Raw genomic sequence first — 12,567 nt, forward strand, 5'->3', positions numbered from 1 at the left:
GCAAGTACTTTTATGCATCGACTTTAAATTTCTACTCACATGCTCGAGCGCATTGAGCGGATGCCTGCTGGCACCCGCCACCTCGCCCGTACGTCAATTCTTGCGTGAAGCGCGCATCACGCCCGTTACTTCTCCGAGCAAGGTACACGCGCGCTGAATTTGCGCAGCGCTCGACACCTCGACAGTGAATTGCATGAACGCAGCGTTACGACGCGATTGCGTCTTCACGCCGATCACATTCATTTTCTCGCGCGCGAAAACTTCGGAGATATCGCGCAGCAGACCTTGCCGATCCGTTGCCTCGATGCTGAGGTCGACGGGATAGACCGATTGCCCGCGGCCGCTCATGACATCTGCCGACCATGCGGTTTGCAACACACGCTCCGGCGCGCGATCGGCCATGCGCAGGAAGGTCGGGCAATCGCTGCGGTGAATCGACATGCCCTTGCCGCGCGTGACGAAGCCGCTGATGTCGTCAGGCGGTGCGGGACGGCAACAGCGCGCGAGCTGCGTGAGCAAGGCGTCGACGCCAACCACCAGCACGCCCGTAGAAGCCCCGCGGGCGACGCTCGCGCCGCTACTGCGTTTCTCGAACTGTTCCGGCGCTTCAACCACAGGCTCGGGCGGTGGCGCATCGTGCAGCGCCTGCTCGACGAGCCGCAAACTAAACTCTTCCTTGCCGACCACCGAGAACAGATCGTCGGTAGTTTTGAAACCGAGCTTGGCGGCGAGCTGATCGAGATTGACCGACGTCTTGCCCTCGCGCTGCAGGGTCTTTTCGACCATTGCACGACCGCTCGCGATGTGCTCCTGCACTTCGACCGCGTTGAACCACGCGCGCACTTTCTGCCGCGCCCGATGGCTCTGCAGATACCCGAGTTGCGGGTTGAGCCAGTCACGCGACGGACCGCCCTCTTTAACCGCGACGATCTCGACCGTCTGACCGTTCTGCAACTGCGTGTTGAGCGGCACCATCGCGCCATCGACACGCGCACCACGGCAGCGATGCCCCAGTTCGCTATGCAGGTGGTACGCGAAGTCCACCGGGGTCGCGCCGTGCGGCAACGGAATCACGCGCGCTTGCGGCGTGAGCACGTAGATGTGGTCGTCGTCGAGCGTAGCCTGGCGCAGTTGCTCCCACGGCTGGGCGGCGCGCTTCTCGCCGTGCTCGCCTTCCGAGACATCGTCTTTCCACGCGAGCAGTTGACGCAACCACGCAATCTTCTCGTCGTACTTCTCATTGGCGCTGAACTGCCCGCCGTAACCCCGCGTGCCCGCTTCCTTGTAGCGCCAGTGCGCCGCCACGCCGTACTCGGCGAATTGATGCATTTCCTGCGTGCGAATCTGCACTTCGAACGCGCGGCCGTCGTCGCCGATCACGACCGTGTGCAGCGATTTATAGCCGTTCGGCTTGGGCCGCGAGATGTAGTCGTCGAACTCTTTCGGCACCGGCTGCCACAGGTTGTGCACGATGCCGAGCACCGTGTAGCAATCCTTGATGTCCGGCACGATCACGCGAAACGCGCGCACGTCGTACAGCTCGGCGAAGTCCAGCTCCTTGCCATGCATCTTGCGCCAGATGCTGTAGATATGTTTGGGCCGGCCGCTGACTTCGGCCTCTACATTCGCCGCGGCCAACTCCCGCTGCAGCCGCTCGATCGCCTGCGCCACATAACTTTCGCGCTCGACGCGTTTCTCGTCGAGCAGCTTGGCGATGCGCTTGTAAGTGACCGGCTCTTCGAAACGGAGCGCGAGATCCTCAAGCTCCCATTTCAGTTGCCAGATGCCGAGCCGGTTGGCGAGCGGCGCGTAAATATCGAGCGTTTCACGCGCGACGTCGGGCGACGGCGTGATTTTCGCCGCCGCGTAATAACGCAGCGATTGCAAGCGCGACGCGAGCCGTATCAGCACGACGCGAATGTCCTGTGCGAACGCGAGCAGCATCTTGCGCAGCGCCTCGACCTGGGCGCGGCGCGCGGCCTGCGCATCGCGCCCCGCCTCAGGCATCGCATTCTGCGCGGCGCGCATGCTCACCGTACCCAGGCGCAGCAACTTGCGCACGTCGCCGACCAGTTGCGCGACTTCTTCACCGAAGTTATCGGCAATCACGCGCTCCGGGTCCCGCAGATGCGGCGTGAGCGCGAACAAGGCCGCAGCCAGCACAGCCGGCGGATCGACGTTGAGCGTGCGCATGATCGACGCCGTACCCGCCGCATGATCCGCCAGCAACTCGCCCGACGAGAGCCGCACTTCGCCCGCATGTTCGCGCACGAATACCATCGCTTCGTCGAAGGAAGGGATGGGTGCCGGCGTGCTCGTAACGATTTCGGTAGTCATGGTGCGACGGCCCACCGGGCCAGACGGATCAACGGAATTTCAACAACAACTGCGAGACCGGGCTTGAGCCAGGCTCAATCGCGCTGCGCCGCGACCACGACGATTTCGACGAGGCACTTCGGGTTAGCGAGCTTTGCTTCGACGGTAGCGCGCGGCGGCGTGGCGCCTTGTGCAACCCACTCGTCCCACACCGCGTTCATACCGGCGAAGTGCACCATGTCCGAAATGTAGATCTGCACGGACAGCAAGTGCGACTTGTCGCTGTTCACTTCAGCCAGCAGACGGTCGATGTGGCCAAGCACTTCGCGCGTCTGGCCCGTGATGTCCTGATCCGCGTCTTCGGCGATCTGGCCTGCGAGGTACACGGTGCCGTTGTAGACAGCGATTTCCGAGAGGCGCTTGCCGACGTGATGACGAATGACTGCCATGAAGAATCCTGAGGTTGGTTGAAAGTTGATCGCAGATGCGTTCCGCATTGCGCCCGCGCATTGCACCCAGTCAAGGACGCCGCGCGGAACTCTACATTATGACGCGCCAGCGGCCGGCCCGATAAAGAACTCCCTCGCGAGGCCAATCTGATCGGCCGACAGAAACGCCGGCGCATGCCCGACACCCGCGATTTCCGCGCTCGATACGGCGCGCCCGGTCTCGACCATCCTGGCCACGGTCTCGCGAGAAAGCAGATCCGATTGCTCACCGCGCACCACCAGTACCGGCCCCTGAAACGCAGCCAGCGAATGCCACAGCGCGGCCTCGCCGAGTTTGGCCGCTTCTTCGGTTATCGCGGTAAACGGCTGCGCGATCCGCGGGTCGTAGCGGAACAACCATGCGCCGTCCTGTTCGTGCAAAAGCGGCGTATTGATCTCGCGCCATTCCTCTGGCGTGAGCGGACCGAAGGTTTGCGCCAGCAACGCAGCGTAATCGATGCCCTGCTGCAGCGATTCGAAACGCACGGGCTTGCCGAGATAATCGCCGATGCGCTCTACGGCCACCGGCTCGAGATGCGGACCGACGTCGTTCAATAGCATCTTGCGGATCGGTGTTTCCGGCAGGCCGGCCAGCGCGAGCCCGATCAGACCGCCCATCGAGGTACCGAACCAGTCGACCGTCTCTACGTTCAGGCGCGCGATTAGCGTGACCATGTCGGCGACGTATTGCGGCACGCCATAGAAGTTGGGGTTCGCGAGCCACGAAGACAAGCCCCGCCCCGCCACATCCGGACACACCACGCGGTAAGTGCCGGCGAATTCCGCCGCGATGCGGTCGAAATCGCGCCCCGAGCGCGTCAGGCCGTGCACGCACAGCAGCACACGCGGGTTGGCCGGGTCGCCCCACTCGGTGTAGGCGATACGGTGCAAGCCGCCAGGGCTCGCGCACTGCACATAACGTTGGCGCGGCGCGGGCCGCTCGGCGGTGGAAGCGGACGTTTCGGTCATCTGGGTTCCTTGCAAAAGCGCCTTGGGCTCGCCGCAGACCAAGCGGCGGGAAATGAATGTCGAATCTTCAAACGATTGTAAACCGCTTTGCCGCGCGGCAAGGATCGGCCGAACGGCCTAAGACTGACCAGGATGCCCCAGGGTAAAAGCCGCAGCGCAGGCGCTCCGACGCGAGCAGCGCAATACGGCACGAAAAGACGGCACCAAAACAAAACGGGCGAGACTCGCGCCTCGCCCGCTTACAACTTCGCTTCAACTCGCTTCATAAGCCGCCCACGACCCACAAGGCAACTTGCGTTGCCGCCAGCTTCCGTCACAAGGACCGAGGCCGGCGGCTCACAACACCATTCAACTCACCGCGCTCACATCCAGCGGCGCGCCCGTCTTCGCCTTGATTTCTTCGACGCTGACGCCCGGCGCCAGCTCAGTCAGCTTCAGACCGTCTTCGGTTACTTCGATCACGCCGAGATCGGTAATGATCTGATTGACCACGCCCACGCCCGTCAGCGGCAACGTGCATTCTTCGAGGATCTTGTGCTGGTCGCCCTTCGCGACGTGCTCCATCAGCACGACCACGCGCTTGACGCCCGCGACCAGATCCATCGCGCCGCCCATGCCCTTGATCATCTTGCCGGGGATCATCCAGTTGGCCAGGTCGCCCTTCTTGCTGATCTGCATCGCGCCCAGAATCGCCAGGTTGATGTGACCGCCGCGAATCATCGCGAACGAATCCGCCGACGAGAAAATCGACGAACCCGGCAGCGTGGTCACCGTCTGCTTGCCGGCGTTGATCAGGTCGGCGTCCACTTCTTCTTCCGTCGGCGACGGGCCAATGCCGAGCAGGCCGTTCTCCGACTGCAGCCATACTTCGACGCCGGCCGGCACGTGGTTCGCCACCAGCGTCGGCAAGCCGATGCCGAGGTTCACGTAAAAGCCGTCCTGCAATTCCTTCGCCGCGCGCGCGGCCATTTCGTCACGAGTCCATGCCATGATCAGTCTCCTTTCGCGCGGACGACGCGTTGTTCGATGCGTTTTTCCGGATGCGCATTGAGCACAATGCGTTGCACGAAAATACCCGGCGTGTGGATCGCATCCGGATCGAGTTCGCCCACTTCGACGATTTCCTCGACTTCCGCGACGGTAATCTTGCCGGCCATCGCGCACATCGGGTTGAAGTTGCGCGCGGTGCGGCGATAGATCAGGTTGCCCGATTTGTCGGCTTTCCATGCCTTGACCAAAGCGACGTCGGCCGTCAGTGAGTGTTCGAGCACGTAGTGGTTCTCGCCGAACTGACGGGTTTCCTTGCCCTCGGCGATCAGCGTGCCGTAGCCGGTGTTCGTGAAGAAGGCCGGAATGCCCGAGCCGCCGGCACGCAGCTTTTCGGCGAGCGTGCCTTGCGGCGTGAATTCCAGTTCGAGTTCGCCGGCCAGATACTGGCGTTCGAACTCCTTGTTCTCGCCCACGTACGACGAGATCATCTTCTTGATCTGGCGCGTTTCGAGCAGCAGGCCGAGGCCGAAACCGTCGACGCCCGCATTGTTGCTGATGCAGGTGATGCCTTGCACCTTCGAATCGCGCAGCGCCGCGATCAGCGCCTCGGGAATGCCGCACAGCCCGAAGCCGCCGACGGCAAACGTCTGCCCGTCCTTGACGACGTCTTTCAGCGCCTCGGCGGCGCCTGGATAGACCTTGTTCATCAGTATGTCCCTTCCTTTATGGAAACCCGAAACCGGAGCGCCGGCCGCCGGTACACCGGCCGCCGGATCTTTGCGACTTCGATAAGACGTTCAGCGGGCAAACGCCCGACACGTCATTCTAGTCATCCGCGGCCGGCTGTGCGCTCGGGTTATCGTGCCTCGCGCCAATGCCTGCTGCGAACGTTTCGCCGCGTTGTTATGTGCTCGAAAGAGTACGCTGGGCGCGCCATGCGGCACAATACGCAAAAATACATAAGTACTTGCCGCCAACCCATGCCCGCACTGGATTACCAAACCGCGTTTCACCTCGCCCCGATCGGACTCGTGCTGTCGCGCGAACGGATCATCGAAGACTGCAACGACGAACTGGCGTCGATATTCGGCTGCACGCGCGAGGCGCTGCTCGGCCAGTCGTTCCAGGTGCTGTACCCGTCGACGGACGAATTCGAACGGATCGGCACGCGGATTCCGCCGATCATGACCGCCCAGGGCAGTTACGCGGACGACCGGATCATGAAGCGGGCCAACGGGGAATTGTTCTGGTGCCACGTGACCGGCCGCGCGCAGCAACGCGCCGACCCGCACGCCGCCGGTGTCTGGACTTTCGAGGATTTGAGCGCGACACGGCGCGTGGCGGTCGAATTAACGCCGCGCGAGCGGGAAATCGCCGCGCAACTGGTGACGGGCAAAACCAGCAAGCAGATCGGACGGGTGCTGGATATCAGCCCGCGCACGGTCGACGTCTACCGCGCGCGGCTGATGCGCAAATACGATACAGGGAACGCGACCGAGCTACTGCAGCGTTTGCTCGGGCACTGAGGCTCGGACATTGGGGCTCGGGCATTGGGGCCGGAATCGGGTGCCGGCTCGGTGAGAAGCCGGCCTTGAGGCCACCCGCAGCGAACGTGAGAATGGCTCCAGGTTCGATTGCGGGCGCGGCCACGCGCTTGTTACAAGGGCCAGGCGATCAGGCCGCTTTAACCAGCGCCGCGCGCTCGATGGTCGCGCGCAGCAGATCCGGAACCGGCACCGACTTGCCGGCGGCGTAGTCGATCCACACGCAGCGCGCAGCGCCACGTGCATAGACGGTGTTCGGATCGTCGGCGCGCACGAGCTCGAACCCCGTGTCAAAGCTGCTGCGCCCGGGCGTGGCTACGGACATCCGGCCGATCACATCGCCGGGATAGTGCAACTGCTTGAGAAACTCCATCGATGCATTGACGATCACCGGCCCCTGCCCGTCGGCGTTGCTGCCGGCCAGACCCAGTTGTTCGAACCAGGAAATCCGCACCTGCTCCATGTAACGGAAATAGACCGTGTTGTTCACATGGCCGAATGCGTCCATGTCGCCCCAGCGGATCGGCATCGACATCTCAAAAACTGCGTGAAAATCGTTCATCGTACTTCTTTAACGGGTTGAAACAAGGGTGAAACCGGCGCATGAGCCGGCGCAAACATGATACAAAAACCCACAACAGCGCCCCAAAGCCGTGTTCAGGCGAGCCCGAAGCCATCGTCGGCGGCAATTACCGAGCCATTGATGAACTGCGATTCGTCGGCCGCCAGCAGCAGCAACAGCCCGTCCAGATCCTCCGGCTTGCCGACACGATGACGCGGCAGCATCGACACCAGCTTCTGTCCCTGCTCGGTTGACCAGTGATGATGGTTGATCTCGGTATCGATATAGCCCGGGCAGATGGCGTTCACATTGATGCCGTGCTTGCCCCACTCCAGTGCCATGGCTTTCGTCATATGAACGACGGCGGCCTTGCTCATCGAGTACAGGCCAATCTGCGGCAGCACCCGCAAGCCCGCCATCGAGGCGATATTGATGATCCGGTATGACGGCTTCTGCGCGCCATTTCCGCGCATGATCATGCGCTTGGCGACTTCCTGGGCGACAAAGAAAGCACCGCGCGTGTTAGTGTCGAACACGTATTCGAAGTCGGCCGGCGTGACTTCCGTAAGCTTCTGCGTGGTCGACACGCCTGAATTGTTCACCAGAATGTCGATCGTGCCCGCCTCGGTTTCCGCGTGGGCAACGGCCGACTTGATGCTCTGATAATCCGTGACGTCGAGCGAGACAACGTGCGCCGCGCCGCCGGCGGCCTCGATCTCGGCGCGCAACTCTTTCAGACGCTCGGTGCGGCGGCTCGCCAGCACGACCTTGGCGCCAGCCTGCGACAATACTTGAGCAAAGCGCTTCCCCAACCCGCTCGAGGCGCCGGTGATCAGCGCGACCTTGCCTTCCAGATTGATCGAACGGCCCATTGTCGTTCCCTTGTTCGGTTGTTGTTACAGACGCGATTGACAGATGCGGCAAGACCCTCAGTGCGGGTCATACCGTATCACAGAAATAGTACGATCGTGCTAATCTCTGCTCATCTGGTTGCAGTTGCGGAGGCCATCGCCCACAATACGATCCCGAAAAAAGCATTCTAACGGTAACAAGAGGAGCATCAATGACCCCCGCAAGTCTCATTGAGCAATACGGTCCACGCGAGTCGATGGAATACGACGTCGTGATCGTCGGCGGCGGCCCGGCTGGCCTGTCGGCCGCGATCCGCCTGAAGCAGCTGGCAGCTGAGAAAAGCGTCGAGATTGGCGTGTGCGTACTGGAAAAAGGCTCGGAGATCGGGGCGCATATCCTGTCGGGCGCGGTGATGGATCCGCGCGCGATCACCGAACTGATCCCCGACTGGAAGGAAAAAGGCGCGCCGCTGACGGTGGACGTGACCGAAGACAAATTCCTGTTCCTCACCGAAACCGGTTCGAAGAGCGTGCCCACCTGGGCGCTGCCGGATAACTTCAAGAACCACGGCAACTACGTGATCAGCCTCGCGAATGTCACGCGCTGGCTGGGTCAGCAGGCCGAGGCGCTGGGCGTGGAGATTTTTCCGGGCTTTCCGGCGGCGGAAATTCTGTACAACGACGACGGCTCGGTCAAGGGTGTCGCGACCGGCAACCTCGGGATTGGCAAGGACGGCGAACCCACCGAGAATTTCCAACTCGGCATGGAACTGCATGCGAAATACACGCTGTTCTGCGAAGGCGCACGCGGGCACCTCGGCCGTCAACTGAACGACAGATTCAAGCTGCGCGAAGGCGTCGATCCGCAGGTCCACGGGATCGGCATCAAGGAACTGTGGGAAATCGATCCTTCGAAGCACAAGCCGGGTCTGGTGATGCATACCGCCGGCTGGCCGCTGGAAAACGACACGTACGGTGGCTCGTTCCTCTATCACATGGACAACAACCAGGTGGTGGTGGGCTTCGTGGTCGGCCTCGGCTACACGAACCCGTATCTGTCGCCGTTCGAGGAGTTCCAGCGCTACAAGACGCATCCGGCGATCCGCGCGGTGCTCGAAGGCGGCAAGCGGGTGTCGTATGGCGCACGGGCGATTACGGCGGGCGGCCTGATGTCGCTGCCGAAGCTGGTGTTCCCGGGCGGTGCGCTGGTGGGCGACGATGCGGGCTTCCTGAACGCATCGCGCATCAAGGGTTCGCACGCGGCAATCAAGACCGGCATGCTGGCCGCTGAAGCGGCATTCGATGCCGTGCAGGCAGGACGTCAGGCTGATGAACTGGTGGCCTATCCGGAGTCGTTCAGGACGTCGTGGCTGCACACCGAACTGCATCGTGCGCGCAACTTCAAGCAGTGGATGAGCAAGGGCCTGTACCTCGGCACGCTGATGGTCGGCATCGAGCAGAAACTGCTGGGCGGTAACGTGCCCTGGACGCTGCATCACCACCATTCCGACCACGAGATGCTGAAACCGGCGTCGCAGTGCAAGCCGATTGTTTATCCGAAGCCGGATGGGAAGCTGACTTTCGACCGCCTGTCGTCGGTGTTCATCTCGAACACCAACCATGAAGAGAACCAGCCGGCCCACCTGACGCTGAAAGATCCTTCGGTGCCGGTGAATGTGAACTGGCAGACCTATGCCGGTCCGGAGTCACGCTACTGCCCCGCTGCGGTGTACGAGTTCGTGAAGAACGACGACGGCAGCGAGCGGCTGGTGATCAACGCGCAGAACTGCGTGCACTGCAAGACCTGCGACATCAAGGACCCGACCCAGAACATCGTCTGGGTGACGCCTGAGGGCGGCGGTGGGCCGAATTACCCGAATATGTGATTCGGTGTTTGTTTGCCGTGCGCGGAGCTTGTTTGTCTGTCCGCGCACGGCATGCAGTTGATCGCTCCGGAAAGGCAGTTGATCGCTCCGGGCGTGCAAAAGACAAAGCGGCATCCACGGCAGACGCACTGCCAACGTCGCCGCGAAGCAAAAAGCTCAAACGCCCCGCATCAGTTCAATCCGCTCTCGCACCTTGGCCAGCACCGGCGCCCACGCACCAATCTCAGGCTGCCGAAAGAGCTCAATAGCGTCATACCAGTCCGTGGTGCGCGATTCATCGCCCCAAAACCATGCCGACACATGATCGATCATCAAACACGTCGGCACGCCGAGCGCTCCCGCCAGATGCGCCGGTCCGCTATCAATCGTGACGACCAGATCCAGATTCGCCAGCAACGCAGCGACGTCGTCGAATCCGGACTGAAAATGATGGGTCAAGTCGACTATATCGAGACGCTGTGCCCGCCACTGCGCGACCGTCTCGCTGCGCCCGGGCGACACCGCAAACCAGGTAACACCGGGCACGCTCAATAGCGGCTCGAGTTGCTCGACGGGCACCGACCGCCGCCTATCGCGGATATGGTCAGGATTGCCGTTCCACACCAGACCGACTTTGCGATTACCCGGCTTGCCGGCCGTGTGCGCCTGGACCCGCTCGCGCCACGCCTGCACACGCGCGGGCTCAGCGCCCAGATACGGCGCGCCCCACCCTTTTGCATCGAAGACGCCAAGCCGCAGCGGCAAGCTCATCAACCCGCAATGGAAATCAGGCCGCGTTTCAAGGTTCGTTTCGAGCGGCAAGTCGGCCGGCAGCATTCGTTCGAATAGATGCCGCAAGGGCCCGTCGTGACCGAAAATCACCCGGCCGCCTTCGCGTCGCGCCCGCTCGGCCAGCAGCGGCAGAAAGCGCACCGCCCACAGGCAGTCGCCGTTGCCTTGCTCGCCATACACGATCAGCGTTTTGCCTTCCAGCGATTCGCCCTGCCAATGCGCGCTGATCGCAGCAAGCGCATGCTGCGCGTTATTCAAATCGTCGCCGAACGCGACACGTGACTCGTAATGCGCCCAGCCTTCGGTGAAACGTGCCGTGCGGATTTCGAGCTCCGACAGATCGAACAGCGCATGCGCGTTATTCGGCGACAAAGCAAGCACCTGCCTGAGCAAGGCTTCCGCTTCCTGGAAACGTGCCTGCTCCTTGATGCACAACGCGAGCTTGTGAAGCGCCACCGGATTACCGGGCACGACACGCACCGCTTCGCGCAGCAGCCGCTCCGCCGTGTCGAAGTCGTTGCGTTGTTGCACGGCGGCGGCGCGCCAGATCAGCGCGTTGGCGTCTTCGGTGTTCCGTTCGAGAAGCAGCGTAGTGGCGGAATCGACGAGTGCCCAGTCGCGCACGACGAACGCCGTCTGCGCAATCGTGTGAAGCAGTGTGGGTTCGCAAGAGGGATCGAGCTGATAGGCGCGCACGAGCGCTGCAAGCGCTTCGCGCTGGGCAGCTTTGCCGCGGCCAGCGTGCTGCAGCAGCGTTTGTCCGAAGGCGAGGCAGTCGGCCGCGCCGGCATGCGGGGCGGCGGCACGCGCTCGCAGGTTCGCGACTTGGCTATCTGCCGGCTCGATATTCAAATCGGTCATTGATATGATGTTGCGCGCACAGTACGAAGACACTCGGAGCGCGTTCTTTACGGCGCGCTCGCCGCGATCTTCGGCGTGCTCACAGCGACATCGCCGCATTGCGCACGGTGGCGCAGTGCGTGGTCGATCAGCACCAGCGCAAGCATGGATTCGGCGATCGGCGTGGCACGGATGCCGACGCACGGGTCATGGCGCCCGAACGTTTCGACGATGGCCGGCTGCCCTGCCTTGTCGATCGAGCGGCGCGGCGTGCGGATGCTCGAAGTCGGCTTGATCGCGATCGACACCGTGATGTCCTGCCCGGTCGAAATACCGCCGAGCACGCCGCCCGCGTGATTGCCGACGAAGCCCTCCGGCGTCAATTCGTCGCCGTGTACCGAGCCGCGCTGCGCGACGCTGGCAAAGCCCGCGCCGATCTCGACGCCCTTCACCGCATTGATGCCCATCATGGCGTGCGCAATGTCCGCGTCGAGGCGGTCGAACAGCGGCTCGCCAAGCCCGACCGGCACGCCCGAAGCCACGACGTTGATACGCGCGCCGATCGAGTCGCCGTCTTTGCGCAACGCGTCCATGTAGTTTTCGAGTTCCGGCACGATCCCAGCATTCGGCACGAAGAACGGGTTCTCACGCACGTGCACCCAGTCGACGAACGGTACGTCGATCTCGCCTAGCGCCGCCATGTAGCCGCGGATCTCGGTACCGAATTTTTCGCGCAGCCATTTCTTCGCTACCGCGCCGGCCGCCACCGTGGGTGCAGTCAGACGGGCCGACGAACGGCCACCACCGCGATAATCGCGAATGCCGTATTTCTGCCAGTAGGTGTAGTCGGCGTGACCGGGCCGGAAGGTGTCCGCAATATTGCCGTAGTCCTTGCTGCGCTGGTCTGTATTGCGGATCAGCAGCGCGATCGGCGCGCCGGTGGTCTGGCCTTCGAACACGCCCGACAGGATCTCGACCTTGTCTTCTTCCTGACGCTGCGTAACGTGGCGCGACGTGCCCGGCTTGCGGCGGTCGAGTTCGAACTGGATATCGGCTTCGCCAAGCGCCATGCCGGGCGGGCAGCCGTCGATCACGCAGCCGATAGCGGGGCCGTGCGATTCGCCGAAGGTCGTGACAGTGAAAAGCGTACCGAGCGTGTTGCCGGACATGGGCGTCGTCCAAAGAAATGCGGGGAAGCCGCCATTATGCCAGCCCTCAAGGGGCTCGAACCGCAGCGCGCGCCGGTCTATGCCTTCCGGACAAGTCTCTGGCGGTAGCAGGGCCGCAGGTGGAAGCGCAGGAATTCCTGCCGCAACGGGACACAAACCACAAACCGGCACACAACCGCGA

At 62.6% G+C, this 12,567-nt stretch carries 11 protein-coding genes; 2 read left to right on the plus strand and 9 right to left on the minus strand.

Features of this window, described 5'->3' with window-relative positions:
- Positions 1-93 precede the first annotated feature (93 nt).
- From AYM40_RS13975 to AYM40_RS13995, 5 genes are all read right to left on the minus strand, one after another.
- A complete protein-coding gene (locus AYM40_RS13975; protein WP_063496733.1) occupies positions 94-2,337 on the minus strand; it encodes a RelA/SpoT family protein in 2,244 nt (747 codons plus the stop codon).
- Positions 2,338-2,411: 74 nt separating this feature from the next.
- Complete coding sequence (locus AYM40_RS13980) at positions 2,412-2,765, minus strand: RidA family protein (protein ID WP_063496734.1); 354 nt, start codon at positions 2,763-2,765, stop codon at positions 2,412-2,414.
- A gap of 96 nt (positions 2,766-2,861) precedes the next feature.
- Entirely contained in the window at positions 2,862-3,773 is a 912-nt protein-coding gene (locus AYM40_RS13985; RefSeq protein WP_063496735.1) for an alpha/beta fold hydrolase, read from the minus strand.
- 348 nt (positions 3,774-4,121) lie between these two features.
- Positions 4,122-4,763, minus strand: coding sequence for a CoA transferase subunit B (locus AYM40_RS13990; protein WP_063496736.1), 642 nt, complete (start codon positions 4,761-4,763; stop codon positions 4,122-4,124).
- 2 nt (positions 4,764-4,765) lie between these two features.
- On the minus strand, positions 4,766-5,470 hold the full coding sequence (locus AYM40_RS13995) for a CoA transferase subunit A (RefSeq protein WP_063496737.1): 705 nt from the start codon (positions 5,468-5,470) through the stop codon (positions 4,766-4,768).
- A 273-nt stretch (positions 5,471-5,743) separates the two neighbouring features.
- Here AYM40_RS13995 and AYM40_RS14000 point away from each other — a divergent pair, with 273 nt between their 5' ends.
- Positions 5,744-6,289, plus strand: coding sequence for a LuxR C-terminal-related transcriptional regulator (locus tag AYM40_RS14000; RefSeq protein WP_063496738.1), 546 nt, complete (start codon positions 5,744-5,746; stop codon positions 6,287-6,289).
- Positions 6,290-6,437: 148 nt separating this feature from the next.
- Here AYM40_RS14000 and AYM40_RS14005 read toward each other — a convergent pair whose 3' ends face one another.
- Together AYM40_RS14005 and AYM40_RS14010 are read right to left on the minus strand one after the other, a co-directional pair.
- The gene (locus AYM40_RS14005) at positions 6,438-6,869 is read right to left on the minus strand and encodes an acyl-CoA thioesterase (RefSeq protein WP_063496739.1); all 432 of its coding nucleotides are present in this window, start codon (positions 6,867-6,869) and stop codon (positions 6,438-6,440) included.
- Between the two features lie 95 nt (positions 6,870-6,964).
- A complete protein-coding gene (locus AYM40_RS14010) occupies positions 6,965-7,741 on the minus strand; it encodes an SDR family oxidoreductase (protein ID WP_063496740.1) in 777 nt (258 codons plus the stop codon).
- Between the two features lie 191 nt (positions 7,742-7,932).
- On the opposite strand from AYM40_RS14010, the gene AYM40_RS14015 reads away from it, so the two are divergent.
- On the plus strand, positions 7,933-9,606 hold the full coding sequence (locus AYM40_RS14015) for an electron transfer flavoprotein-ubiquinone oxidoreductase (RefSeq protein ID WP_063496741.1): 1,674 nt from the start codon (positions 7,933-7,935) through the stop codon (positions 9,604-9,606).
- A gap of 156 nt (positions 9,607-9,762) precedes the next feature.
- On the opposite strand, the gene AYM40_RS14020 is transcribed toward AYM40_RS14015, so the two are convergent.
- Positions 9,763-11,238: a tetratricopeptide repeat protein gene (locus AYM40_RS14020; protein ID WP_063496742.1), complete on the minus strand. Its 1,476-nt coding sequence runs from the start codon at positions 11,236-11,238 to the stop codon at positions 9,763-9,765.
- Positions 11,239-11,285: 47 nt separating this feature from the next.
- Complete coding sequence (gene aroC / locus AYM40_RS14025; RefSeq protein WP_063496743.1) at positions 11,286-12,386, minus strand: chorismate synthase; 1,101 nt, start codon at positions 12,384-12,386, stop codon at positions 11,286-11,288.
- Between the last annotated feature and the right edge of the window lie 181 nt (positions 12,387-12,567).

Source organism: Paraburkholderia phytofirmans OLGA172 (assembly GCF_001634365.1).
Taxonomy (GTDB): Bacteria; Pseudomonadota; Gammaproteobacteria; order Burkholderiales; family Burkholderiaceae; genus Paraburkholderia.